This is a genomic window from Pseudomonas entomophila (assembly GCF_029478665.1).
GTDB lineage: Bacteria > Pseudomonadota > Gammaproteobacteria > Pseudomonadales > Pseudomonadaceae > Aquipseudomonas > Aquipseudomonas entomophila_F.
This window is the reverse complement of record NZ_JARPQB010000003.1, coordinates 31,269-55,588: the sequence shown is the minus strand read 5'-3', so window position 1 is coordinate 55,588 and position 24,320 is coordinate 31,269. Positions and strand designations below refer to the sequence as shown.

Genomic DNA, 24,320 nt, shown 5'->3' with positions numbered 1-24,320 from the left:
GCGATCGCGTAAAAAAACTTTCAGGTCAGTTGAGAATCACCAGCGCGGGGTATTCGTGCAGCTGTGCCGAGGTGATATGGGCGAGGGCGCGCAGGGTTTCCAGGGGTTGGTCGAGGCGGTAGTTGCCGGTGACGGCGACCTGCTCGAGGCGCTCGTTGTGGTTGATGATCCAGCCGGGGTAGTAACGGCGCACCTCGGCGAGCACCTGGCTCAGCGGGCAGTTCTCGAACACCAGGCGGCCCTCGATCCAGGCCAGTTCCTTGCGCAGGTCCGGGCGCTGGCGCTGGCCGAAGCCGTCGGGGCCAACGCTGATGCTGTCGCCGGCACTGAGGCGGATGCGCTGGTCGCTGGCTGCCTGCAAGTCGACATCGCCGCGTTGCACGCGCACCTGAGCCTGGCCGTCGAGATAACGCACGGCGAAGTCGGTGTCGCGCACACTGGCGCGCAACGGGCCGGCCTGCACTTCCAGTGCGGGTTGGCCGCCGTCGGACACCTGGAAGTACGCCTCGCCCTGTAGCAGGCGGGCCACCTGGCGCCCGTCGCGCACATCACTGGCGAAGGCTGAATTGGTGTTGAGCAGGACCTTGGCGCCATCGTCCAGTTGCAGGCGCTGGCGTTCACCGACCACGGTCAGGTGGTCGGCCTGCAGGCGCACCGGCAGGTTGCCGAAGGTGAACAGCCCGACCAACAGCATGGCGGCGGTGGCCAGGGGCTTCCAGTGGCGGCGCAGGCGCCCGCCGAACTTGCGCCGACGCTGCTGGTGCAACTGGCCAGCGGCCTGGCGCAGCGGCGCACCGTTCCACAGCGCCTCGGCCTCCACATAGGCCTCGGCGTTTTCCGGCTCGGCGCCGAGCCAGTGCTCGAAGGCCTGGGTGTCGCTTTCGTCGGCGCACTGCAGGCGGATCAGCCAGTCCATCGCCTCTGCGCGGGCACGGGCGCGGGCGTCAGGCGCGGCGGCGGTCGGGCGAGGAGAGGGCTGGTCGGTCACGGAGGGTCCTTGCGGCGGGCTTTTTTGCGCATGATCAGTGCAGACCCGATGCATGGCAAGGGCTTTGCGCGGGTGGCCTGGCGAGCGGTGCTGTCACTGGTGCCGGTCGGCCACGCCCATGCAGATGGCCATGATCAGTTTCAGTTCCTTCTGCACCGTGCTGGCCGAGACGTCCAGTTGCTCGGCGATCTCCAGGTAGCTGGCGCCGTGCAGGCGGCTGAGGATGAAGATGCGCTGCTGGCGCTCGGTCAACTGGCCGAGGCTGACGCTCAGGTGTTTGAGCAACTGTTCGGCGTGGGCGGCATCTTCGCTGCTGCCCGCAGGGGCGGCGACGTTGTGCAGGACCTGCTCGGGGACATCGTCGATCAGCGTGCGGGCCTGTACCCGACGGGCGCGCAGATGGTCCAGGGCGAGGTTGCGGGCGGTCTGGAAGACAAAGGGTTCCAGGTGCTCGATGGGGCGTTCGCCCAACGCTCGGGTGACCCGCAGGTAGGTTTCCTGCAGCAGATCCTCGGCGGTGCTGGGGTTGCCCACCATGCGCTGCAGGGTGCGCAGCAGGGTGAGGCGCTGGTTGAGGAAGACTGAGTTGAACCGGGACTGACTCACGGGGAAACCTGACCGCTCTGGGGTGAATGATAATGCTTATCATCCATGCTTCAGGTCAAGTGGGAAAATGTCATGAACGGGTAAAGACCGGGAATGTCGCACCGGGCGCTGCAGGAGCGGCTTTAGCCGCGATGCGGGCATCGCGGTGTCTGACACCCGCCTTGCGGGTGATCGCGGCTGAAGCCGCTCCTACAGGTACAGCGCCTGCCTTGGGAGCGAGGGTTACTTCGCGTTGAACAACGCCAGGCAGTTGTCCAGCATGCGGTTGGAGAAGCCCCACTCATTGTCGTACCAGGCCAGCACCTTGAGCATGCGGCCATTGGCGCGGGTGTGGTTGGCGTCGAAGATCGACGACAACGGGTTGTGGTTGAAGTCGCACGACACCAGCGGCAGGGCGTTGTAGCCCAGCACGCGGGAGTGGCGGCTGGCTTCGAGGAACACCTGGTTCACTTCTTCCGCCGTCACCTCGCGCTTGAGGTTGACGGTGAGGTCGACCAGCGACACGTTGATCACCGGTACCCGCACCGCCATCCCCGTCAACTTGCCGGCCAGCTCCGGCAGCACCAGGCCTACGGCCTCGGCGGCGCCGGTCTTGCTCGGGATCATCGACTGGGTGGCCGAGCGCGCGCGGTACGGGTCGCTGTGGTAGACGTCGGTGAGTACCTGGTCGTTGGTGTAGGCGTGGATGGTGGTCATCAGCCCCTGCTCGATGCCGAACTCGCGGTGCAGCACCTGGGCGATCGGCGCCAGGCAGTTGGTGGTGCAGGAGGCGTTGGAGATGACCTGGTGCGAGGCGCGCAGCACGTCGTGGTTGACCCCGTACACCACGGTGGCGTCGGCACCCTTGGCCGGCGCGCTGACGATTACCTTGGTGGCCCCTGCGGCCAGGTGCGCGGCAGCCTTGGCGCGCTCGGTGAACAGCCCGGTGCATTCGAACACCACATCGATGGCCAGGGCTTTCCAGGGCAGCTCGGCGGGGTTGCGGATGGCGCTGACGGCGATGCGGTCGCCGTTGACGGTGAGGCTTTCGTGGTCGGACTCGACCGTGGCGTCGAAGGTGCCGTGGACGCTGTCGAACTTGAGCAGGTGGGCATTCATCGCGCTGTCGCCCAGGTCGTTGATGGCGACGACCTGCAGGTCCTGACGGTAGCCGTGCGTGTAGAGTGCACGCAGGATGTTGCGTCCGATGCGACCGAAGCCGTTGATGGCGATGCGAAGGGTCATGGCGTTACCTCTGGCAGTCAGGTGAAGCCTGTGGCACAAAGAGTAGCTTCACTGAAACGGTTTTGTTGTTGGAATTACAAGATTATTCATCGAGTGATAGAAAACAAGCCTTTTTGCTGGCAGTATTTTGTTTAAACATACAACGAGCGGTCGGGTCAGCCCCTCTTCGAACACGCCAGGCATCTCTCTCTAGAGCCTAGGTCGCAATCGTTTGGAGGGAAAATACCCGGTGAGACCGCCCTTACCGTTAGCCTGGAGTCCAGTACATGCACCCGCGCATCCTTGAGGTCACCGAACGGCTGATCGCCCGCAGCCGCCGCACCCGTGAACGCTACCTTGAGCTGATCCGCGGCGCGGCCAGTGACGGACCCGTGCGCGCCAGCCTGCAGTGCGCCAACTTCGCCCATGGCGTGGCCGCTTGCGGCGGTGAGGACAAGCAGACCCTGCGCCTGATGAACGCCGCCAACGTGGCCATCGTCTCGGCGTACAACGACATGCTCTCGGCGCACCAGCCGTATCAACACTTCCCCGAACAGATCAAGCAGGCCCTGCGCGACATCGGCTCGGTCGGCCAGTTCGCCGGTGGCGTGCCGGCCATGTGCGATGGCGTCACCCAGGGTGAGCCGGGCATGGAACTGGCTATCGCCAGCCGCGAGGTGATCGCCATGTCCACCGCCATCGCCTTGTCGCACAACATGTTCGACGCCGCGCTGATGCTGGGCATCTGCGACAAGATCGTCCCCGGCCTGATGATGGGCGCGCTGCGCTTTGGCCATTTGCCCACCGTTTTCGTACCGGGCGGGCCGATGGTCTCGGGGATCTCCAACAAGGAGAAGGCCGACGTGCGCCAGCGCTACGCCGAGGGCAAGGCCACCCGCGAGCAACTGCTCGAGTCGGAAATGAAGAGCTACCACGGCCCGGGCACCTGCACCTTCTACGGCACCGCCAACACCAACCAGCTGGTGATGGAAGTGATGGGCCTGCACCTGCCCGGAGCCTCTTTCGTCAACCCCTACACGCCGCTGCGCGAGGCCCTCACCGCCGAGGCCGCGCGGCAGGTCACGCGCATGACCAAGGCCAGCGGCAACTTCATGCCGATCGGCGAGATCGTCGATGAGAAGGCGCTGGTCAACTCGATCGTCGCCCTGCACGCCACTGGCGGCTCGACCAACCACACCCTGCATATCCCGGCCATCGCCCAGGCCGCCGGCATCCAGCTGACCTGGCAGGACATGGCGGATCTCTCCGAGGTGGTGCCGACCCTGTCCCACGTCTATCCGAACGGCAAGGCCGACATCAACCATTTCCAGGCTTCGGGCGGCATGGCATTCCTCATTCGCGAACTGCTCGACGCGGGCCTGCTGCACGAGGACGTCAACACCGTGGCCGGCCATGGCCTGCGCCGCTACACCCGGGAGCCGTTCCTCGAGGACGGCCAGCTGGTCTGGCGCGAGGGGCCGAAGGACAGCCTGGACGAGAGCATCCTGCGCCCGGTGGCGCGGCCGTTTTCGCCCGAGGGCGGCCTGCGGGTGATGGAAGGCAACCTGGGCCGTGGCGTGATGAAGGTGTCCGCCGTGGCGCGCGAGCATCAGGTGGTGGAGGCCCCGGCGCGGGTGTTCCATGACCAGCAGTCCCTGGCCGATGCGTTCAAGGCCGGCGAGCTGGAGCGTGATTTCGTCGCCGTGGTGCGCTTCCAGGGGCCGCGTTGCAACGGCATGCCCGAGCTGCACAAGCTCACGCCGTTCCTCGGTGTGCTGCAGGACCGAGGCTACAAGGTGGCGCTGGTTACCGACGGGCGCATGTCCGGTGCCTCGGGCAAGATCCCGGCAGCCATTCACGTGTGCCCGGAGGCCTTCGATGGTGGCCCGCTGGCGCGGGTGCGCGATGGTGATATCGTGCGGGTCGATGGTGTCGAAGGTACGCTGCGGATCATGGTGTCGGCCGAGGAGCTGGCCAGCCGTGACCTGCCCGAACCGCCCAAGGGTAACGACCTGGGCTGCGGGCGCGAGCTGTTCGGCTTCATGCGCGTGGCGTTCAGTTCCGCCGAACAGGGCGCGAGCGCCTTCACTTCGGCCCTGGAGAATCTCAAATGAAGGCCTTGCTGGTCGGCGATATCGGTGGCACCAACGCACGTTTCGCCTTGTGGCGCGACAACGAGCTGCAGGCGGTCCAGGTGCTGGCCACCGCCGACTACACCAGCCCTGAGCAGGCCATCGAGGCCTACCTGGCCGACCAGGGGATTGCCCGGGGCGGCCTGGCGGCGGTGTGCCTGGCGGTGGCCGGGCCGGTGGATGGCGACGAATTCCGCTTCACCAACAACCATTGGCGGCTGAGCCGCAGCGCCTTCTGCCAGACGTTGCAGGTCGAGCGCCTGCTGCTGATCAACGATTTCTCCGCCATGGCCCTGGGCATGACCCGCCTGCGCGACGGCGAGTTCCGCGAGGTCTGTGCCGGCCACGCCGATCCGTCGCGCCCGGCGTTGGTGATCGGGCCCGGCACTGGCCTGGGCGTGGGCAGCCTGCTGCGCCTGGGCGAGCACTGGCTGGCGCTGCCGGGGGAGGGCGGACATGTCGACCTGCCGGTGGGCAATGCCCGCGAGGCGGCGATCCACCAGGAGATTCACCGGCAGATCGGCCATGTCAGTGCCGAGACCGTGCTCAGTGGCGGTGGGCTGGTGCGTTTGTACCAGGCCATCTGCGCGCTCGATGGCGCCACGCCGGCGCACAAGACTCCGGCGCAGATCACCGACGCAGCCCTGGCCGGCGAGCCGCGGGCGTTGGCGGTGATCGAGCAGTTCTGCCGGTTCCTCGGGCGGGTAGCGGGCAACAATGTGCTCACCCTCGGTGCCCGGGGAGGTGTCTATATCGTTGGCGGAGTGATTCCCCGTTTCGCCGAGTTGTTCCTGCGCAGTGGCTTTGCCGCGAGTTTTGCCGACAAGGGCTGCATGAGCGGGTATTTCGCCGGGGTGCCGGTGTGGCTGGTGACGGCGGAGTTTTCCGGGTTGCTGGGGGCCGGGGTGGCTCTGCAGCAAGCGCTGGATCATTGATCGCTGGGGCCGCTTCGCGACCCTTTCGCGGCACAAGGCCGCTCCTACAGTCGAGCGCGTGCCCCTGTAGGAGCGGCCTTGTGCCGCGAAAGGGCTGCAAAGCAGCCCCAACAGCAGACAGCAAGATCTGCGATTGAACAGAGGAAGGACCATTGTGACCACTGCCGGTAAATCGATCCTGATGGTCGACGACGACCAGGACATCCGTGAACTGCTGCAGACCTACCTCGCCCGCTCCGGCTTCCAGGTGCACGCCGAAGCTGACGGCCAGGGCTTCCGCCGCGCGCTCGAGACCAGCCCCTGCGACCTGGTGATCCTCGATGTGATGCTGCCCGACGAGGACGGCTTCAGCCTGTGCCGCTGGGTTCGCCAGCACCCGCGCCTGTCACGGGTGCCGATCATCATGCTCACTGCCAGCTCCGACGAAGCCGACCGGGTCATCGGTCTGGAGCTGGGCGCCGACGACTACCTCGGCAAACCCTTCAGCCCGCGGGAACTGCAGGCACGGATCAAGGCCCTGCTACGCCGCGCCGAATTCGGCCAGGCGACGCCGGCCAGCGCCGTGCTGGCCTTCGACGACTGGCGCCTGGACATGGTCAGCCACCGTCTTTTCCACCGCGACGGCGAAGAGGTGATCCTGTCCGGCGCCGACTTCGCCCTGCTCAAGCTGTTCCTTGACCATCCGCAGCAGATCCTCGACCGCGACACCATCGGCAACGCCACCCGCGGCCGTGAGCCGATGCCCCTGGACCGTATCGTCGACATGGCCGTCAGCCGCTTGCGCCAACGGCTGCGCGACACCGAGAAACCCCCGCGATTGATCCGCACCGTGCGTGGCAGCGGCTACCTGCTGGCGGCCCATGTCTGCCCGGCCTAGCGAGCGGCGTTGGCGCCTGCTGCCGCACTCGTTGCTGGGGCGCATGCTGCTGCTCACGCTACTGGTGGTGCTGCTGGCCCAGGGGCTGTCGAGCCTGATCTGGGTGGCGCAGCTGCGCGCCAGCCAGTTGCAGGGCCTGCGTGCCAGCGCCAGCAGCCTGGCCCATTCGATGAGCGCCAGTGTCAGCTACTTCCGCTCGCTGCCGGTGGGCTACCGGCCCATGGTCCTCGATCAGTTGCGCAGCATGGGCGGCACGCGCTTCTTCGTCTCGCTCAACGTCAAGCCGCTGGAGATGCCGCTGTTGCCAGTCACCTCGCGCAAGCAGGCGGTGATCGACGTTTTCCAGCAGGTGCTGCACGAGCGCCTTGGGCAGCAGATGGAAATCTCCGTCGCATTCGTCAGCCCGGACGATTTGCGCATCTTCAACAGCGGGCTGAAGCTCGATGAGCTGCCGCGCTCATGGGCGCATTACTCGTTGACCCTCGAACCGCTCAATCCGCCGGTGCTGGTGACCCAGATCCGCCTGGATGAAGGCGAGTGGTTGTACATCGCCTCGCTGCTGCCTGAGCCCTACACCAGTCTTGAAGCCGAGCGTCTGCCGCGTCAGCAGATCGGTTTCATCGCCCTCACCACCGCCATGCTGCTGTTGTTCATCGGTTTGCTGGTGCATTGGCAGAGCCGGCCGCTCAAGCGCCTGGCACGGGCCGCGCGGGAAATGTCCCTGGGTGCGGACGTGGCACCGGTGGCCGAGGGCGGCGGCAGCGAGGTGGTCGAGGTTGGGCGGGCGTTCAATAGCATGCGCGAGCGCATCAGCCGTTACCTGACCGAGCGCGCCCAATTGTTCAGCGCCGTGTCCCATGACCTGCGCACGCCGATCACGCGCTTGCGCCTGCGGGTCGAACTGCTTGAGGACGAACAGGTGCAGGCCAAGTTCAGCCGTGACCTCGATGAACTGGAGTTGCTGGTCAAAGGCGCGCTGCAATGCGTGAAAGACACCGATATCCACGAGAACATCGAACCGATCGACCTAAACCAGGTGCTGGAAATTCTTGCCGAGCCTTACGTAGGCGATGGCCGCATTACCGTCGAGGGCAGAGCCTTGTCACCTTATCCGGGCAAGTCGCTGGCCTTGCGTCGGTGTATCGGCAACCTGATCGACAATGCCATCAAGTATGGCGAGCGGGCGCACCTGCGGATTCTCGACAGCGCCGAGAGCTTCGTGCTGCAAGTCGACGACCAGGGGCCGGGGGTACCGGAGCAGCGCCTGGAACAGGTGTTCGAGCCGCATTTTCGCCTGGCCGGGCAGCAGCAGGGGTATGGGCTGGGGTTGGGGATCGCGCGCAACATCGCCCATAGCCATGGCGGGGAGGTGAGCCTGCTGAACCTGCGCGACGGTGGGTTGCGGGTAACCTTGTACCTGCCCCGTACCGCCGATTGAGGAAGGTTGACACGATTCCCTGTAGGAGCGGCTTCAGCCGCGATGCAGGCACCGCGGTACCTTGCACCCGCTTCGCGGCTGATCGCGGCTGAAGCCGCTCCTGCAGGTCACCATCCGGTGACAAACCTGCGGGCCTTCGTGACATGCCAGCCAGGACGGCTGGCTAGAATCCGCTGACAACAACAAGGAAGGCATGTCCCATGACCCACAGCTGGCTCGATTCCCCGGTCCACCACGCCTGGCTCGCGACAGAAGCCCTGCGCCTGCTCGACTTCGCCAAGGCCTCGCGCCTGCCCGAGGGTTTTGGCAACCTAGACGACGAGGGGCGCCTGCCCCGTTGCGCCATCGCCGAAACCCTGAACACCGCGCGCATGACCCACAGCTTCGCCCTGGCGCATATCCAGGGTGTGCCAGGCTGCCTGGGGCTGGTCGAGCACGGGGTTGCCGCGCTGCAAGGGCCATTGCGCGACGCCGACTTCGGCGGCTGGTTCTCCCATCCGCAAGGTCAGCGCGGCAGCGACAAGGCCGCCTACCTGCATGCCTTCGTCGCCCTGGCCGCCAGTTCGGCGGTGGTGGCCGGTGTCAGCGACGCCCAGGCGCTGCTGGACGCTGCAATCGAAATCATCGAGCAGCGTTTCTGGCGCGAGGAGGAGGGCGCCCTGGGTGAAACCTATGCCCGCGACTGGCAACAGCCGGAGGCCTACCGCGGCGCCAACAGCAACATGCATGGCGTCGAGGCGTTTCTCGCCCTGGCCGACGTGACCGGCAACAGGTTGTGGCTGGAGCGCGCCCAGAGGATCGTCGACCGGCTCATCCTCAGCCAGCCGGCGACAGATGGCCTGCGCGTCATCGAGCATTTCGACCGGCACTGGCAGGCCCTGCCGGATTACAACTGCGACAACCCCGCCGATGGCTTCCGCCCCTATGGCACCACGCCCGGCCACGCCTTCGAGTGGGCCCGTCTGCTCCTGCACCTGGAAGCCGCCCGCCAGCAGGCCGACCTGCCTGTGCCGAAGGGGCTGGTGAGCGCCGCCAAGGGCCTGTTCGGCAGTGCCTGCCGCCATGCCTGGCAGGTCGATGGCGCGCCGGGCCTGGTCTACACCCTGGACTGGTGCAATCGCCCGGTGGTGCGCGAGCGCCTGCACTGGGTGCATGCCGAGGCTTGCGCCACCGCCGCCGCCTTGCTGCGACGCACGGGCGAGGCGCAGTACGAACGCTGGTATCGCTGCTTCTGGGACTTCATCGGCGAACACTTCATTGATCGTGCCCATGGCGGTTGGCACCACGAACTCGACCCGGCCAACCGTCCCAGTGCACGCATCTGGGGCGGCAAGCCGGATCTCTACCATGCCTATCAGGCCCTGCTGCTGCCGCGCCTGCCGCTGGCGCCAAGCCTGGCCACCGCCCTGGCTTTGTAACCAGATGATGACAATCGCGCATCCGTTCGTTACCTGGCGCGGTGCGCGAGGTCCTTACACTCCATGCAAAGCAAGCGACAGTCTTGCCACGCATAACAACAAGAAAGGTATTCCCATGCATTCGACGCTTCGTCTCGCCGCCGCCGTTTCCCTCGCCTCCCTCTGCTCCCTCAGTGCCCATGCCGCCGATTCCAAAGGCAACGTGGAGGTCGTCCATTGGTGGACCTCTGGCGGTGAGAAGGCCGCCGTCGACGTACTCAAGGCCCAGGTCGAGAAAGATGGCTTCACCTGGAAGGACGGTGCCGTGGCCGGTGGCGGCGGCGCTACCGCGATGACCGTGCTCAAGAGCCGCGCCGTGGCCGGCAATCCACCTGCCGTTGCCCAGATCAAAGGGCCGGACATCCAGGACTGGGCCGCCACCGGGCTGCTGGATCCCGATGTCCTGAAGGACGTGGCCGAGGCAGAGAAGTGGGACAGCCTGCTCGACAAGAAAGTCGCCGACACCGTGAAGTACGACGGCGACTATGTGGCCGTGCCGGTGAACATCCACCGCATCAACTGGCTGTGGATCAACCCCGAGGTGTTCAAGAAGGCCGGCATCGACAAGGCGCCGACCACCCTCGATGAGTTCTATGCCGCCGGCGACAAGCTCAAGGCCGCAGGCTTCATTGCGCTCGCCCACGGTGGCCAGCCGTGGCAGGACAGCACCGTGTTCGAGAGCGTGGTGCTCTCGGTGATGGGTGTCGATGGCTACAAGAAAGCCCTGGTCGATCTCGACAAGGGCGCCCTCACCGGCCCCGAGATGGTCAAGGCGCTCACCGAACTGAAGAAGGTCGCCACCTACATGGATGCCGACGGCAAGGGCCAGGACTGGAACCTTGAAGCCGCCAAGGTCATCAACGGCAAGGCCGGCATGCAGATCATGGGCGACTGGGCCAAGAGCGAATGGACCCTGGCGAAAAAAACCGCCGGCAAGGACTACCAGTGCGTGGCCTTCCCCGGCACCGACCAGGCGTTCCTCTACAACATCGACTCGCTGGTGGTGTTCAAGCAGAACAACGAGGGCACCGCGGCCGGGCAGCAGGACATTGCGCGCAAGGTGCTGGGCGAGGACTTCCAGAAGGTGTTCAGCACCAACAAGGGCTCGATCCCGGTGCGCAACGACATGCTCGCCGACATGAACAAGCATGGTTTCGACGCCTGTGCCCAGGCTTCGGCCAAGGACTTCCTGGCGGACGCCAAGTCCGGTGGGCTGCAGCCGAGCATGGCGCACAACATGGCCACCACCTTGGCCGTGCAGGGGGCGTTCTTCGATGTGGTGACCAACTACATCAACGATCCGAAGGCTGATCCGGCCGATGCGGCGAAGAAGCTCTACGCGGCGGTGAAGGCGGCTCAGTAGGAGCGGCTTCAGCCGCGATGCAGGCAACGCGGTGTCCGTCACCCGCTTCGCGGGTGATCGCGGCTAAAGCCGCTCCTACAGGGCTATGTGTCGTTTTCGAAACGGGATCTGAACCATGACCACTGCAACCGCCCGCTTGCGGGCTTCACCCCTGGACGCGCTCCAACGCTGGCTACCCAAACTGGTGCTGGCCCCCAGCATGTTCATCGTCCTGGTGGGCTTCTACGGCTACATCCTGTGGACCTTCGTCCTCTCGTTCACCACCTCCACCTTCCTGCCCACCTACAAATGGGCGGGGCTGGCGCAGTACGCACGGCTGTTCGACAACGACCGCTGGTGGGTGGCGAGCAAGAACCTGTTGCTGTTCGGTGGCCTGTTCATCGGCGTCACCCTGGCCATCGGCGTGTTCCTGGCCGTGCTGCTCGACCAGCGTATCCGTCGCGAAGGCTTCATCCGCACGATCTACCTGTACCCCATGGCCCTGTCGATGATCGTCACCGGCACCGCCTGGAAATGGCTGCTCAACCCCGGCATGGGCCTGGACAAGCTGCTGCGCGACTGGGGTTGGGAAGGGTTCCGCCTGGACTGGCTGATCGACCCCGACCGGGTCGTCTACTGCCTGGTAATCGCCGCGGTATGGCAAGCCTCGGGCTTCATCATGGCGATGTTCCTGGCCGGCCTGCGCGGGGTCGACCCGTCGATCATCCGCGCCGCCCAGCTCGATGGCGCCAGCCTGCCGCGCATCTACTGGACGGTGGTGCTGCCCAGCCTGCGCCCGGTGTTCTTCAGTTCGCTGATGATCCTGGCGCACATAGCCATCAAGAGCTTCGACCTGGTCGCGGCCATGACCGCAGGCGGGCCGGGCTACTCCTCGGACCTGCCGGCGATGTTCATGTACGCGTTCACCTTCAGCCGCGGGCAGATGGGCATGGGTTCGGCCAGCGCCATCCTGATGCTCGGCGCGGTGCTGGCGATCATCGTTCCCTACCTGTACTCGGAATTGCGGGGCAAGCGTCATGACTAGCCTTACCGACAAACCTGCGCTGAGCCTCAGCCGCATCGCCATCCACGGCGTGCTGCTGCTGGCCGTGCTGCTGTACCTGGTGCCGCTGGTGGTGATGCTTTTGACCAGCTTCAAGACCCCCGAAGACATCAGCACCGGCAACCTGCTGAGCTGGCCGACGGTGTTCAGCGGCATCGGCTGGGCCAAGGCCTGGGCCACGGTCAGCGGTTATTTCGTCAACTCGATCCTGATCACCGTGCCGGCCGTGCTGATCTCCACCGCCATCGGCGCGCTCAACGGCTACGTGCTGTCGATGTGGCGCTTTCGTGGCTCGCAGCTGTTCTTCGGGCTGTTGTTGTTTGGTTGCTTCCTGCCGTTCCAGACGGTGCTGCTGCCGGCCTCGTTCACCCTCGGCAAGCTGGGCCTGGCCAGCACCACCGGTGGCCTGGTGCTGGTGCACGTGGTGTACGGCCTGGCCTTCACCACGCTGTTCTTCCGCAACTACTACGTGAGCATCCCCGAGGCGCTGGTCAAGGCCGCGCGTCTGGACGGCGCCGGGTTCTTCACCATCTTCGGGCGGATCATCCTGCCGATGTCGACGCCGATCATCATGGTCTGCCTGATCTGGCAGTTCACCCAGATCTGGAACGACTTCCTGTTCGGCGTGGTGTTCTCCAGTGGCGACTCGCAACCGATCACCGTGGCTCTGAACAACCTGGTCAACACCAGCACCGGGGCCAAGGAATACAACGTAGACATGGCCGCGGCGATGATCGCCGGGTTGCCGACGCTGCTGGTCTATGTGGTGGCGGGCAAGTATTTCGTGCGCGGGCTGACCGCCGGCGCGGTCAAGGGGTAAGTCATGGCAACACTCGAACTGCGTAACGTGAACAAGACCTACGGCGCGGGCCTGCCCGACACGCTCAAGGATATCCAGCTGGCGATCAAGGACGGTGAGTTCCTGATCCTGGTCGGCCCCTCGGGCTGCGGCAAGTCGACGCTGATGAACTGCATCGCCGGCCTCGAGAGCATCAGTGGCGGGGCGATCCTCATCGACGACGAGGACGTCAGTGGCATGAGCCCGAAGGACCGCGACATCGCCATGGTGTTCCAGTCCTATGCGCTGTACCCGACCATGAACGTGCGCGACAACATCGCCTTCGGCCTGAAGATCCGCAAGCTGCCCCAGGCAGCCATCGACGAGGAGGTGGCGCGGGTCGCCAAGCTGCTGCAGATCGAGCACCTGCTCGAACGCAAGCCCGGCCAGCTGTCCGGCGGCCAGCAACAGCGCGTGGCCATGGGTCGGGCGCTGGCGCGGCGGCCGAAGATCTACCTGTTCGACGAGCCGCTGTCGAACCTTGACGCCAAGCTGCGGGTGGAGATGCGCACCGAGATCAAGCTGATGCACCAGCGCCTCAAGACCACCACGGTGTACGTCACCCACGACCAGATCGAGGCCATGACCCTGGGTGACAAGGTGGCGGTGATGAAGGACGGCATCATCCAGCAATTCGGTACGCCGCAACAGATCTACAACGACCCGGCCAATCTGTTCGTCGCCAGCTTCATTGGTTCGCCGCCGATGAATTTCATCCCGGTGCGCCTGACGAAGCAGGAAGGCCGCGTGCTGGCGCTGCTCGACAGCGGCCAGGCGCGCTGCGAACTGCCGCTGGGCGTGGTGGCCGACGCGCTGGAAGGGCGCGAGATCATCCTCGGCGTGCGCCCGGAGCAGATCGCGCTGGGGGCGGAGCAGGGCAATGGCCTGCCGGGCATCCGCGCCGAGGTGCAGGTCACCGAACCCACCGGCCCGGACCTGCTGGTGTTCGTCACCCTCAACCAGACCAAGGTGTGCTGCCGCCTGGCGCCGGATGTGGCGTGCCGGGTCGGCGACAGCCTCAACCTGCAGTTCGACCCGGCGCGGGTGCTGCTGTTCGACGCCGCCAGTGGCGAACGCCTGGATCTTGCTGCCACGGCCGTAAAGGACAACGTGACGCGTTTCAAAGGCCGTTAAACCCTGTAGGAGCGGCCTTGAGCCGCGAAAGGGCTGCACGGCAGCCCCAGCAATGCTGAAAACTGCCAAGGCCTGGGGCCGCTTCGCCGCCCTTTCGCGGCACAAGGCCGCTCCTACAGACGAACGCCGTTAAACCGTTCTGTTAATAACAAGAAAAGAGGACGCAAAGGGATGGAACATCGCAATCGCATCAGGACCCTGGGTTCGCTGGCGCTGCTGGCCGTGGTCGGCAGCAGCGGGGCCCAGGCCGCCGAGGCTTTCTCGTCGGAATCGAAATGGATGACCGGCGACTGGGGCGGCACCCGCACCGAGCTGTTGGAGAAGGGCTACGACTTCACCCTCGACTACGTCGGCGAGGTGGCCGGCAACCTGCATGGCGGCTACAACGACGACAAGACCGCGCGCTACAGCGACCAGTTCGCCCTGGGGGCGCACCTGGACCTGGAGAAGATCTTCGGCTGGAAGGATACCGAGTTCAAACTGGCGATCACCGAGCGTAGCGGCCGCAACCTGTCCAACGACCGCATCAGCGACCCGCGCGCCGGGCAGTTCAGTTCGGTGCAGGAAGTCTGGGGCCGTGGCCAGACCTGGCGCCTGACCCAGATGTGGATCAAGCAGAAATATTTCGATGGCGCGCTGGACGTGAAATTCGGCCGCTTCGGCGAAGGCGAGGACTTCAACAGCTTCCCCTGCGACTTCCAGAACCTGGCCTTCTGCGGCTCGCAGGTGGGCAACTGGGTGGGCGGCATCTGGTACAACTGGCCGGTCAGCCAGTGGGCGCTGCGGGTGAAGTACAACATCACGCCGGAATTCTTCGTCCAGGTCGGTGCCTACGAGCAGAACCCTTCGAACCTGGAAATCGGCAACGGCTTCAAGCTCAGCGGCAGCGGTACCAAGGGCGCGATCCTGCCGGTGGAGGCGGTCTGGTCGCCGAAGGTCAACGGCCTGCCGGGCGAGTACCGCCTGGGCTACTACTACAGCACCGCCAAGGCCGACGATGTGTACGACGACATCAACGGCAACCCGCAGGCGCTGACGGGCGCGGCGTTCAAGTCGCACTCCAGCAAGCATGGCTGGTGGGTGGTGGCGCAGCAGCAGGTGACCGCCCACGCTGGCGACATCAACCGTGGCTTGAGCCTGTTCGCCAACTTCACCGTGCATGACAAGGCCACCAACGTGGTCGACAACTACCAGCAGGTCGGCCTGGTCTACAAAGGCGCTTTCGACGCCCGGCCCAAGGACGATATCGGCTTCGGTATCGCCCGCATCCACGTCAACGACGACGTGAAGAAACGCGCCGAGCTGCTCAACGCCCAATCCGGCATCAACGACTACGACAACCCAGGCTTCGTGCCGTTGCAGCGCACCGAGTACAACGCCGAGCTCTACTACGGCTTCCACGTCACCAATTGGCTGACCGTGCGGCCCAACCTGCAGTACATCAAGAGCCCGGGCGGTGTCGACGAGGTGGACAACGCGCTGGTCGCGGGGTTGAAGATTCAGTCGTCATTCTGAGAAAAATTGTTGTAAATTTACGCCATCCATTTTCGACCCTCCGCTAACCACTGGACTGCAGTGGTTAGCGGGTACAGGTCGAGACAGCGCTATCTCGAACAACAAAAGAGCTTGGAACCATGCCTGAACATCCGCTACATCGCTTCTTCACGTCGCAACGGCCCAGGCCGACCTTCGAGTGGGAGCGTTACCAGCAGCGCGATGTACTGATCATCGACCATCCGCGCTGCCAGGCGGTGTTCAGCCGCCAGGGCGCGCAGTTGCTGCATTTCCAGCCAGCTGGCGAAAAGCCCTGGCTGTGGTGTGCCGAGCAGTGGCCGCAGGTCGGCGCCATCCGTGGTGGCGTGCCGGTGTGCTGGCCCTGGTATGGCCGCCACCCCAGCGAAGACTTGTGGCCGGCCCATGGCTGGGCGCGGTTGCTGGATTGGAAGCTGGTGGACAGCCGCGAGGACGAAGAGGGTGTGACGCTCAAGTGGCGCCTGGACTTGTGCGACTGGCAGGTCGACCTGCATGCCCGACTGGGCGCAAGCATGGAACTGAGCCTCAGCACCGAACACCAGGACAGCGAACCCTGCCAACTGAGCCATGCGCTGCTGGCCTATTGGCGTATCAGCGACGTGTCGAAGGTAGCGCTGTCCGGACTTGAGGATATCGAAGGCTACGACCGCCTCAATCGCCAGGCCTGCCGTGAAGATGGCGCGCTGAAGCTCAAGGGCGGTTGCCAAAAGGTCTACCCGGGCACGCCCAAGGTGCAGTTGCAGGACCCGGCCTGGCAGCGCGAGCTGTGCATCGACACCGGCGACAGTGACGACACCGTGGTCTGGCACCCGGGCAGCCGCCCGCTGATGGGCGTGAGCGGGCGCGAATGCCAAGGCTTCGTCTGCGTCGAGGCCACCAGCGGCAGTGGCGAGGGCCTGAGCCTGGCGCCGGGCGAGCGCGCGCACCTGCGGTTGCAGGCACACCGGCTCAGCTGAGGTCGTCGTCCTCGATCGGGTAGCGGCTGGCGTTGAGGCTTTCCTTGATCTTGCGCAGGTGCGGCTGGAAGTCCACGCCGCGGCGCAGGGTCATGCCGGTGGCGAGTACGTCGAGCACGGTGAGCTGGATGATCCGCGAGGTCATCGGCATATAGATGTCGGTGTCCTCCGGCAGCGGGATGTGCAGGCTCAGGCTGCAGGCCTGGGCCAGCGGCGAGCCGGCGGCGGTCAGGCCCAGCACCGAGGCGCCGTTTTCCCGGGCCAGGCGCGCTACCTCGACCAGTTCGCGGGTGCGCCCGGTGTAGGAGATGATCACGAACAGGTCACCGGTGTGCGCCACCGAGGCCAGCATGCGTTGCATCAGCACGTCGGCGTGGGCCGACACGGCGAGGTTGAAGCGGAAGAACTTGTGTTGCGCATCGAGGGCCACCGGGGCGGAGGCCCCCAGGCCGAAGAAATGGATCTGCCGGGCCTGGATCATCATGTCCACGGCGCGGCTGACCTGCTGCGGGTCGAGCGCCTGGCAGGCGCTGTCCAGCGAGGCGATGGCGCTGCCGAAGATTTTCTGGGTGTAGGCGGCCGGGTCGTCGTCGGCCTCCACCGCCCGGCTGACGTAGGCGGCGCCGCTGGCCAGGCTCTGGGCCAGTTGCAGCTTGAGCTCCGGGTAGCCGCTGACACCGAACGAGCGGCAGAAGCGGTTGACCGTCGGTTCGCTGACCTTGGCCGCCTGGGCCAGGGCGGCGATGCTGAAGCGGGTGGCTTGTTGCGGGTTGAGCAGGATGACTTCGGCGACTTTGCGTTCAGCCTTGTTCAGCTCGTCCAGGCGGCCCTGGATCTGTTCCAGGAGGTTTCGCACGCGGTCCATGGTGTGTCCTTGGGGGCTCAGAGACAGCCGGCTGGCGCGACAGCAGGCTTTTTGCAGTGTTGTGTATCCTACTGGCGGTGGGGTTGTCACACCACTTGTCTGTAAAGGATGTGTTTAATGTTGTGGTTTTTACTACATTAGCCCTTGAAAAGCAGGGTTGAAAGCGGTATTCCTAGCTCAACTTTATAAAAGAACCAACATCATGGCTGCGATCAGTGTCGAACCTTGCACCTTTGCCCTCTTCGGCGCCCTCGGCGACCTGGCATTGCGCAAGCTGTTTCCCGCGCTCTACCAGCTCGACTGCGCCGACCTCCTGCACCCGGACACCCGCCTGCTGGCCTTGGCCCGCGAGCCGGGCACCGCGCTGGAGCACCTGGGCACCATCGAGGCGCATTTGCGCCGCCACGTGCCCGCGGCGGAAATCGACGCTGTTGCGCTTGAACGCTTTCTCGGGCGCCTGACCTACCAGCATCTGGATTTCGTCCAGCCCGAGGGCTACCAGGCCCTGGCCGAGCAGGCGCCAGCCGAGCTGCCGTTGATCGCCTACTTCGCCACGGCGGCAGCGGTCTATGGCGCCATCTGCGAAAACCTCGACAAGGCCGGCCTTGCCGGGCGCACCCGGGTGGTGCTGGAAAAACCCATCGGTCACGACCTGGAATCGTCGCGCCGGGTCAACGACGCGGTGGCGCGCTTCTTCCCGGAGAACCGTGTCTACCGTATCGACCACTACCTCGGTAAAGAGACGGTCCAGAACCTGATCGCCCTGCGTTTCGCCAACAGCCTGTTCGAAACCCAGTGGAACCAGAATTCCATCTCCCACGTGGAGATCACCGTCGCCGAGAAGGTCGGCATCGAAGGCCGTTGGGGCTACTTCGACAAGGCCGGCCAACTGCGCGACATGATCCAGAACCACCTGCTGCAACTGCTCTGCCTGATCGCCATGGACCCGCCCAGCGACCTGTCGGCCGACAGCATCCGTGACGAGAAGGTCAAGGTGCTCAAGGCGCTGGCGCCGATCACCGGCGAGGGGCTGAGCACCCGCGTGGTGCGCGGCCAGTACATCGCCGGCTACAGCGACGGCAAGCCGGTGCCGGGCTACCTGGAAGAAGACAACGCCAACGCCCAGAGCGACACCGAGACCTTCGTCGCCCTGCGCGCCGACATCCGCAACTGGCGCTGGTCGGGCGTGCCGTTCTACCTGCGCACCGGCAAGCGCATGCCGCAGAAGCTGTCGCAGATCGTCATCCACTTCAAGGAAACCCCGCACTACATCTTCGCCCCGGAGCAGCGCCTGCAGATCGGCAACAAGCTGATCATCCGCCTGCAACCGGATGAAGGCATCTCGTTGCGGGTGATGACCAAGGAGCAGGGCCTGGACAAGGGCATGCAACTGCGCAGCGGCCCGCTGCAACTGAATTTCTCCGACACCTGGCGCAGCGCGCGGATTCCCGACGCCTACGAGCGCCTGCTGCTGGAGGTGATGCGCGGTAACCAGAACTTGTTCGTGCGCAAGGATGAGATCGAATACGCCTGGAAGTGGTGCGACCAGCTGATCGCCGGCTGGAAAGCCAGCGGTGATGCGCCCAAGCCCTACGCGGCGGGTTCCTGGGGGCCGATGAGTTCGATTGCACTGATCACACGCGATGGGAGGGCCTGGTATGGCGATATCTGAACTGCAACTGCCGGCGACGGTGAAGGCGCATCAGCTGGCTGATGCGAAAACCCTGGCGGCGACCCTGGCCCATGATGTGGCCGAGCGCTTGCGCCAGGCCATCGCCAGCAAAGGCCAGGCCTGCGTGGTGCTGTCCGGTGGCCGCAGCCCCGTGCCGTTTCTCGAGAAGCTGGCCGGCGAGGTGCTGGACTGGTCGAAAGTGACCGTGAGCCTGGCCGATGAGCGCTGGGTACCGGTGGAACACCAGGACAGCAACGCCGGCCTGCTGGCGCGCCATCTGTTCAAGGGCGCGGCGGCCAAGGCGCGCTTCGTGGGCCTGTACCAGCCGGCCGCGACCCTGGAGGCTGCCGCCGAGCACACTGACCAGTTGCTGGTCGACCTGCCGCCTATCGATGTGCTGGTACTGGGCATGGGTGACGATGGCCACACGGCGTCGTTGTTCCCGGCCAGCCCCAACCTGCGCCAGGGCCTGGCCAAGGTCGGTGAGCGTCGCTGCCTGGCCATGCTGGCGCCCAGCGTGCCGCACCAGCGCCTGAGCATGACCCGCGCGCTGTTGGCCAGTGCCGGGTTCACCGCCCTGTCCGTGCAAGGCGAGGGCAAGCTTGCCACCCTGCGTGCCGCCTTGGCGGCCGAAGACCCCACCGAAATGCCGATTCGCGCCTTTCTTCACGACCCCCTGGACATCTACTGGTGCCCATGAGCCAAGGATCTACTGTCATGACCACCCTTGAACGCCCACAGCCTTTGCTCTCGATGGCCGACAAAGCCGCGCGGATCGACGCGATCTGCGACCAGGCGCGCATCCTGCCGGTGATCACCATCGCCCGTGAGGAGGACATCCTGCCCCTGGCCGACGCCCTGGCCGCTGGCGGCATCCGCACCCTGGAAGTGACCCTGCGCTCGCAGCATGGCCTGAAGGCCATCCAGGTACTGCGCGAGCAGCGCCCGGAGCTGTGTGTCGGCGCCGGTACCGTGCTCGATCGCGGCATGTTTGCTGCGGTCGAGGCGGCGGGCGCGCAGTTCGTCGTCACCCCGGGCATCACCCAGGACATCCTCGAGGCCGGTGTGGAAAGCGATATTCCGCTGCTGCCCGGCATCAGCACGCCGTCCGAGATCATGATGGGCTACGCCCTTGGTTACCGTCGCTTCAAGCTGTTCCCGGCCGAAATCAGTGGTGGCGTGGCGGCGATCAAGGCGTTCGCCGGCCCGTTCGGCGACATTCGCTTCTGCCCGACCGGCGGGGTGAACCCGGCCAACGTGCGTAATTACATGGCGCTGCCCAACGTGATGTGCGTGGGGGGGACTTGGATGCTCGACAGCAGCTGGATAAAGAACGGCGACTGGGCGCGGATCGAAGCGTGCAGCGCCGAGGCGATGGCGTTGCTGGACTGACAGATTTCGTTGTGTGCTACACGGCTTGTGGGGCGCTTGGTCGGCGCCCCTTTTTTTGCCTGAGACATTTAAGCCGACAATTGTTCAGCCGTTGCCAGGGCTGTCGGGGTCGATCAGGGTCCGTGCGCTGGTAAGCAGGGTCCTGATCGCCCACAGGTCCATGTCGCCTCGCTGGTAGGCTTCGATGACCTGCCTGATCGGGCGAGGGACAATGTAGCGGCTGTTGCGATCCTGGAAAAAATCGTTGCGCAAGGCACGATCCAGTGCCAGGGCGCGCTCATGGTCGAGGCTCGCTCGGTCACGCACCTGCAGCAGCCTGGCGTGGGCCTCCTGCTGTGCACGCAGGCGTGGGTGCAAGCCCAGCAGCTCACTCACCAACGCATCATCGGTCTCATTCGGTGTAGCGGCGGCATGCTGCATGAGTTGCGCAAGCGGGCGGGTCTTGAGTTTCGCAGTGAGCTGCTCGCGAATACGTTGCAGGTTGCGGTCCAGCCCTTGGCTGAAGGTGCTCAGTTGCAGGTGCCAGGCATCGATTTCGGCCTTCGCCTCGAACAGTTCGTGATCGAGGGCGTCGTCCTGTGCCCAGAGCGCCGGCAAGCCCAGCCGATGGTACGCCTCGTCCAGATACGCCTGGTGTTCACGCCCCATTCGCTCCCTGTCGCGCATGCGCTGTTCCCTTTGCGCTTCATTGCGGTCGAGCATTGCCTGGAGCATCCGCTCGTTGGCCAGGTTCACCTGGAAATTCACCTTGCGGGCGAGGAAGTCATCGAGCCAGGTACGCAGTAAGCGTGGTCTGTAGCGCTCGGTTGCATAGTCCCTTAGTACCAGGGCGCGGAAGATGGGGTTGTTCCAGTACGCTATCAGCTTTGCCCTGCACTCGTCTCGGATATCCGCATAAGCCAGTTCGGCTTGCGGCTCGTTGTCCAGCGCTCGGCGAATGTGCGCGGTCAGGCTCAGGTATGCCGGGTCTTTCTCAAGCTGGGTACGTGCCTGGGTTTCAAGTGTGCCGATGCGTGTTTGCAGATGGCGCTGAGTCTCCAGGCGTGCCTCGATCAGACGCTGCAGGCGATCGATGTGGTCGCGCAGCTCGGTTTGTGCGCTTTCGCGCTCGGCCAGCAGTTGTCGGGTTTCAGGATCAAGCTCTGGGCCGTGTTCCAGTTGGAAACTGGCAAGTTCACTGAGTTTCTCAGCCATCAGGCACTCAAGCCTGACCTCGCGGGCAATGGTCTCACGCAAGTCTTCTTCGGCTTCACGCAGCGCCAGCAGTGTGCTTCGGGTGTAGCTGTCAATCGCGATGAGCAAGGTATCGGGTGTCATGGCTTGGTCAAATCCAACCAGCAAGCAGTGCCCAGCTCAGGGCGCCGACAGCCAGCAAGGCCGCAGTTGGCGGGATCAGCAGCGAGGGCGACAGGGCCAGGCGCACCAGCAAGCGCTCCCACCTGCTCAGCGGCGGGGCATCGAAGACCAGGCGTTGGGCGAAGAATGCCCGTACGCCCTGGTCGATATGCGTCTGTTCATGACGGATGCCGTTGCGCTGGTAATAGTTGCGTATGCGTTCGCTCACTTCGCTGCGCTGCTTCGGCAGGTCCAGGTGCTCTTGCAGTGCGAGTTCCTGGTGGCGCAACTCGTTGACCAGGGCCATGGCCCCCATTTGTTCGGAAAGTGAGATGGTCATCGGCGGGTCATCAGAAGCTGGCGGAGACATTAGGTTGGCTGGTGTCGGCCGGATTGTCGAAGCTGCTGCCGGCGAAGACGCGATCATCGAAGTGCCGGCTCAGGTTGTAGGCATCCTTGCGGCCGATGACCGGGTTGTCGATGCGGCCCTTGGTCTGCTTGGCCTGCTGAGCTTTCAGGTACTGCGCGTGGGTGACCTGCACACCGAGGGTGTCGGCGAGTGCGATTGCTCCGGTGTGGCCGTTGGCGAGCGGCATCGTGACCAGCTTGCCCTGCGGGTCGTGTGCCTGGAACGCCAGGAACCATGCCTTGCCATCCTCGCTGCCTGGCTGGCACGGCGAAGTCTTGCGGCAGCGTTCGTAACCGGATATCTGTCCGGCGCCGTCGGGGATGCGCAGTTGCAGCTGCGCTTCGGTGTAGTCGGTGTACACCTGCAGCTCGCGCAAGGCTTGAATAGCTTTGGCCGGCCCGTGGTCGGCCACCAGCGCGCCGGTGGAGCGGGCGAACGGCAGCAGCTTGGCGCGCACGTCTTCCGGCAGCGGCATGGCTTCCAGTCGGGCCATCAGCTGAGTGTATTGGCTCAGGCGTGCCTGGTGCGCCGCTCGGTCCGCTTCCGTTGTCCAGAGGGGCGCCGGCACCCCCAGGCCCTTGTCGGCTGGGACGCTGGCCTCGGCCGGTCGGGAGAGCGCCACGGGTTGGCGCGGGTTCGCCGCCAACAGGGCACCGCCCAGCAGGGCCACCCAAGCCAGCCCTCCCCAGGCCAGCAGGCGGCGGCGCAGGAGCACCCCGGCCATTAGCCTGCGGGACCAGGGCAGCTGTGGCGCCTCGAATACCAGGCGGCGGGCGAAGAACTCGCGTACCCCCTTTTCGATCAGGCTGTCGTCGCAAGCGATACCTTGGCGCTGGTAGTAGCCACGAATACGTTCGGCGATTTCCGCGCGGCGCCGCGGCAGGTCCAGGTGCTCCTGCACCTGGCGCTGCTGCAGGCGCAGCTCGTCGACGAGGGCCATGGCCCCCATCTGTTCGCTGAGCGTGCCGTCGCTCATTGCGTGGCCTTGGTCAGCAAGGCGGCGAAGGCGCGCTTGGCGTCTTCGACTGCGGTGGAGATTTCCAGAGCGGCCTTGCTCGACTCGGCACGGTAGGTTTCGGTCAGGCCCTGCATGTCGTTCTGGAAGTCCAGGGTGGCCTGGGCCAGGGCGCGCACCGAGTCGACGCGAATGGTCGAACCATAGCTGGCCTTGACTGCGGCACCAAGCTGCTGGTTGCCGATCTCGCCCAGCGCTTCGAGGCCCTTGCTGATGCCGTCGGTTGTGGCGTTGAGGGTATGGGTGGCTTCGGCCATGCCTTGGTTGGCGGTGAACGAAACCGCAAGGCTGGTGAGCACGACTTCGTTGGTGGCGAAGAACGACACCATGCGCTGGTACTGACGCTCTTTGACTACATGCACCTGGCTGATGCGGGCGAACACCATCTCGGCGGTGTTGTAGCCGACCCGTAGGTCGTCAGCGATATCCTTGACGATCTGGTAGCTTTTGTCTTCGTTCTGCAGGGCTCGTACCGCTTCGTCACGCGCCAGCTCCAGTGCTGCGACGCGGGCGGGCGCTTCGCTTGCGGCTGCAGCCACGGTAGCGTTGGCGGTGTCCAGGGCTCCGGTGCACTCCTGCAGGGACTGCCCTGCGATGGCCAGTACTTGCTGGGCGTCGACCTCGGCAGTCTTCATGGCCAGGCGGAAGTCCATGTACGCTTCCAGGATCAGGTTTTCGCGGGTGATCTGGTCGCTGGCGGCCTCGCACACCTCGAGGTAGTGCTTGCGGATGTCCTCGAAACGGCTCGGAATCGAGCCTCGTAGCATGCGCATCCATGCCATCTTGAGGCGTTCGAGGGTATCCAGGCGACCATCGTCCATCCATGTGGCCATGGCGGCGGCATCTTCACGAATCGACGTGAAGCTGTCGGTGATCTCCATGTAGCGGTGAGAGATATCCATCCCGGCGATCTGCTCGCGTACCGTCTGGTTGAACAGCGACGCCTGCTGCAGTACCGCGGCGATGCCGGTGACACGCTGGTTGTCGTAGTGCGCGACCTTGTCCAGCAGGGTCAGTACGGGCGCTGGCTGGGGCGCTTGACCGAAGGTGATGCCGAGTTTGCGCAGGCCGTCTAGGGCGCGTTCGAGGTATTGGCTCATGGTGATCCTTGCCTGAGTGGAAATCTGCAA

At 65.0% G+C, this 24,320-nt stretch carries 22 protein-coding genes; 14 read left to right on the top strand and 8 right to left on the bottom strand.

Going from position 1 to position 24,320, the window contains the following annotated elements; translation table 11 throughout:
- Positions 1-25: 25 nt before the first annotated feature.
- The 3 genes from P5705_RS02390 to gap form a co-directional block, all read right to left on the bottom strand.
- Positions 26-988 (bottom strand): FecR family protein, encoded by a 963-nt coding sequence (locus P5705_RS02390; protein WP_277459410.1) that lies wholly within the window; start codon positions 986-988, stop codon positions 26-28.
- A gap of 93 nt (positions 989-1,081) precedes the next feature.
- A complete protein-coding gene (locus tag P5705_RS02385; protein WP_277459409.1) occupies positions 1,082-1,594 on the bottom strand; it encodes an RNA polymerase sigma factor in 513 nt (170 codons plus the stop codon).
- Between the two features lie 222 nt (positions 1,595-1,816).
- Complete coding sequence (gap, locus tag P5705_RS02380; RefSeq protein WP_277459408.1) at positions 1,817-2,818, bottom strand: type I glyceraldehyde-3-phosphate dehydrogenase; 1,002 nt, start codon at positions 2,816-2,818, stop codon at positions 1,817-1,819.
- 266 nt (positions 2,819-3,084) lie between these two features.
- On the opposite strand from gap, the gene edd reads away from it, so the two are divergent.
- The 11 genes from edd to P5705_RS02325 all read left to right on the top strand — a co-directional run bounded on the left by edd (position 3,085) and on the right by P5705_RS02325 (position 16,502).
- Positions 3,085-4,911 carry a phosphogluconate dehydratase gene (edd, locus tag P5705_RS02375; RefSeq protein WP_277459407.1) on the top strand — a complete coding sequence of 609 codons (1,827 nt, stop codon included), beginning with the start codon at positions 3,085-3,087 and terminating at the stop codon, positions 4,909-4,911.
- Positions 4,908-5,864: a glucokinase gene (locus tag P5705_RS02370; protein ID WP_277459406.1), complete on the top strand. Its 957-nt coding sequence runs from the start codon at positions 4,908-4,910 to the stop codon at positions 5,862-5,864. Before edd ends, P5705_RS02370 begins: the two co-directional genes overlap by 4 nt.
- 181 nt (positions 5,865-6,045) lie before the next feature.
- Complete coding sequence (locus P5705_RS02365; protein WP_431196916.1) at positions 6,046-6,741, top strand: response regulator; 696 nt, start codon at positions 6,046-6,048, stop codon at positions 6,739-6,741.
- A complete protein-coding gene (locus P5705_RS02360) occupies positions 6,725-8,179 on the top strand; it encodes an ATP-binding protein (protein WP_277459404.1) in 1,455 nt (484 codons plus the stop codon). The genes P5705_RS02365 and P5705_RS02360 overlap by 17 nt, the downstream gene beginning before the upstream one ends.
- A gap of 200 nt (positions 8,180-8,379) precedes the next feature.
- Positions 8,380-9,597, top strand: coding sequence for an AGE family epimerase/isomerase (locus P5705_RS02355; protein ID WP_277459403.1), 1,218 nt, complete (start codon positions 8,380-8,382; stop codon positions 9,595-9,597).
- Between the two features lie 115 nt (positions 9,598-9,712).
- Positions 9,713-10,999, top strand: a complete 1,287-nt coding sequence (locus P5705_RS02350) for an ABC transporter substrate-binding protein (protein WP_277459402.1) — start codon at positions 9,713-9,715, stop codon at positions 10,997-10,999.
- 115 nt (positions 11,000-11,114) lie between these two features.
- Positions 11,115-12,023, top strand: a complete 909-nt coding sequence (locus P5705_RS02345; RefSeq protein WP_240065534.1) for a carbohydrate ABC transporter permease — start codon at positions 11,115-11,117, stop codon at positions 12,021-12,023.
- Positions 12,016-12,861: a carbohydrate ABC transporter permease gene (locus P5705_RS02340; protein WP_277459401.1), complete on the top strand. Its 846-nt coding sequence runs from the start codon at positions 12,016-12,018 to the stop codon at positions 12,859-12,861. The genes P5705_RS02345 and P5705_RS02340 overlap by 8 nt, the downstream gene beginning before the upstream one ends.
- A gap of 3 nt (positions 12,862-12,864) precedes the next feature.
- On the top strand, positions 12,865-14,013 hold the full coding sequence (locus P5705_RS02335) for an ABC transporter ATP-binding protein (protein WP_277459400.1): 1,149 nt from the start codon (positions 12,865-12,867) through the stop codon (positions 14,011-14,013).
- A 171-nt stretch (positions 14,014-14,184) separates the two neighbouring features.
- Positions 14,185-15,528: a carbohydrate porin gene (locus P5705_RS02330; RefSeq protein WP_277459399.1), complete on the top strand. Its 1,344-nt coding sequence runs from the start codon at positions 14,185-14,187 to the stop codon at positions 15,526-15,528.
- Between the two features lie 119 nt (positions 15,529-15,647).
- Positions 15,648-16,502 carry a D-hexose-6-phosphate mutarotase gene (locus P5705_RS02325; protein ID WP_277459398.1) on the top strand — a complete coding sequence of 285 codons (855 nt, stop codon included), beginning with the start codon at positions 15,648-15,650 and terminating at the stop codon, positions 16,500-16,502.
- On the opposite strand, the gene hexR is transcribed toward P5705_RS02325, so the two are convergent.
- Positions 16,495-17,358, bottom strand: coding sequence for a DNA-binding transcriptional regulator HexR (gene hexR, locus P5705_RS02320; RefSeq protein WP_181427842.1), 864 nt, complete (start codon positions 17,356-17,358; stop codon positions 16,495-16,497). The two genes, P5705_RS02325 and hexR, sit on opposite strands and share 8 nt — an antisense overlap.
- A 211-nt stretch (positions 17,359-17,569) precedes the next feature.
- Between hexR and zwf the strand changes: the two genes are divergently transcribed.
- The 3 genes from zwf to P5705_RS02305 are packed head-to-tail and all read left to right on the top strand — an operon-like array spanning position 17,570 to position 20,431.
- Positions 17,570-19,039, top strand: coding sequence for a glucose-6-phosphate dehydrogenase (gene zwf / locus P5705_RS02315; protein ID WP_277459397.1), 1,470 nt, complete (start codon positions 17,570-17,572; stop codon positions 19,037-19,039).
- Positions 19,026-19,739 carry a 6-phosphogluconolactonase gene (gene pgl / locus P5705_RS02310; RefSeq protein ID WP_277459396.1) on the top strand — a complete coding sequence of 238 codons (714 nt, stop codon included), beginning with the start codon at positions 19,026-19,028 and terminating at the stop codon, positions 19,737-19,739. Before zwf ends, pgl begins: the two co-directional genes overlap by 14 nt.
- A gap of 17 nt (positions 19,740-19,756) precedes the next feature.
- Positions 19,757-20,431 carry a bifunctional 4-hydroxy-2-oxoglutarate aldolase/2-dehydro-3-deoxy-phosphogluconate aldolase gene (locus P5705_RS02305; protein WP_011535458.1) on the top strand — a complete coding sequence of 225 codons (675 nt, stop codon included), beginning with the start codon at positions 19,757-19,759 and terminating at the stop codon, positions 20,429-20,431.
- Positions 20,432-20,515: 84 nt separating this feature from the next.
- Here P5705_RS02305 and P5705_RS02300 read toward each other — a convergent pair whose 3' ends face one another.
- The 4 genes from P5705_RS02300 to P5705_RS02285 are packed head-to-tail and all read right to left on the bottom strand — an operon-like array spanning position 20,516 to position 24,290.
- Entirely contained in the window at positions 20,516-21,733 is a 1,218-nt protein-coding gene (locus P5705_RS02300) for a hypothetical protein (protein ID WP_277459395.1), read from the bottom strand.
- A 22-nt stretch (positions 21,734-21,755) separates the two neighbouring features.
- Positions 21,756-22,106, bottom strand: a complete 351-nt coding sequence (locus P5705_RS02295; RefSeq protein WP_277459394.1) for a DUF6384 family protein — start codon at positions 22,104-22,106, stop codon at positions 21,756-21,758.
- A gap of 10 nt (positions 22,107-22,116) precedes the next feature.
- Positions 22,117-23,151 (bottom strand): DUF6384 family protein, encoded by a 1,035-nt coding sequence (locus P5705_RS02290; protein ID WP_277459393.1) that lies wholly within the window; start codon positions 23,149-23,151, stop codon positions 22,117-22,119.
- The gene (locus P5705_RS02285; protein WP_277459392.1) at positions 23,148-24,290 is read right to left on the bottom strand and encodes a merozoite surface protein 3b; all 1,143 of its coding nucleotides are present in this window, start codon (positions 24,288-24,290) and stop codon (positions 23,148-23,150) included. The genes P5705_RS02290 and P5705_RS02285 overlap by 4 nt, the downstream gene beginning before the upstream one ends.
- Positions 24,291-24,320 lie beyond the last annotated feature (30 nt).

What these genes read in the sequence shown, in the direction of transcription:
- P5705_RS02345 (WP_240065534.1), top strand. Translation starts at nt 11,115, where the DNA reads ATGACCACTGCAACCGCCCGCTTGCGGGCTTCACCCCTGGACGCGCTC.
- P5705_RS02355 (WP_277459403.1), top strand. Translation starts at nt 8,380, where the DNA reads ATGACCCACAGCTGGCTCGATTCCCCGGTCCACCACGCCTGGCTCGCG.
- P5705_RS02370 (WP_277459406.1), top strand. Translation starts at nt 4,908, where the DNA reads ATGAAGGCCTTGCTGGTCGGCGATATCGGTGGCACCAACGCACGTTTC.
- P5705_RS02330 (WP_277459399.1), top strand. Translation starts at nt 14,185, where the DNA reads ATGGAACATCGCAATCGCATCAGGACCCTGGGTTCGCTGGCGCTGCTG.
- P5705_RS02335 (WP_277459400.1), top strand. Translation starts at nt 12,865, where the DNA reads ATGGCAACACTCGAACTGCGTAACGTGAACAAGACCTACGGCGCGGGC.
- P5705_RS02340 (WP_277459401.1), top strand. Translation starts at nt 12,016, where the DNA reads ATGACTAGCCTTACCGACAAACCTGCGCTGAGCCTCAGCCGCATCGCC.
- P5705_RS02350 (WP_277459402.1), top strand. Translation starts at nt 9,713, where the DNA reads ATGCATTCGACGCTTCGTCTCGCCGCCGCCGTTTCCCTCGCCTCCCTC.
- P5705_RS02360 (WP_277459404.1), top strand. Translation starts at nt 6,725, where the DNA reads ATGTCTGCCCGGCCTAGCGAGCGGCGTTGGCGCCTGCTGCCGCACTCG.
- P5705_RS02285 (WP_277459392.1), bottom strand. Translation starts at nt 24,290, where the DNA reads ATGAGCCAATACCTCGAACGCGCCCTAGACGGCCTGCGCAAACTCGGC.
- P5705_RS02290 (WP_277459393.1), bottom strand. Translation starts at nt 23,151, where the DNA reads ATGAGCGACGGCACGCTCAGCGAACAGATGGGGGCCATGGCCCTCGTC.
- edd (WP_277459407.1), top strand. Translation starts at nt 3,085, where the DNA reads ATGCACCCGCGCATCCTTGAGGTCACCGAACGGCTGATCGCCCGCAGC.
- gap (WP_277459408.1), bottom strand. Translation starts at nt 2,818, where the DNA reads ATGACCCTTCGCATCGCCATCAACGGCTTCGGTCGCATCGGACGCAAC.
- pgl (WP_277459396.1), top strand. Translation starts at nt 19,026, where the DNA reads ATGGCGATATCTGAACTGCAACTGCCGGCGACGGTGAAGGCGCATCAG.
- zwf (WP_277459397.1), top strand. Translation starts at nt 17,570, where the DNA reads ATGGCTGCGATCAGTGTCGAACCTTGCACCTTTGCCCTCTTCGGCGCC.
- P5705_RS02325 (WP_277459398.1), top strand. Translation starts at nt 15,648, where the DNA reads ATGCCTGAACATCCGCTACATCGCTTCTTCACGTCGCAACGGCCCAGG.
- P5705_RS02295 (WP_277459394.1), bottom strand. Translation starts at nt 22,106, where the DNA reads ATGACCATCTCACTTTCCGAACAAATGGGGGCCATGGCCCTGGTCAAC.
- P5705_RS02365 (WP_431196916.1), top strand. Translation starts at nt 6,046, where the DNA reads ATGGTCGACGACGACCAGGACATCCGTGAACTGCTGCAGACCTACCTC.
- P5705_RS02305 (WP_011535458.1), top strand. Translation starts at nt 19,757, where the DNA reads ATGACCACCCTTGAACGCCCACAGCCTTTGCTCTCGATGGCCGACAAA.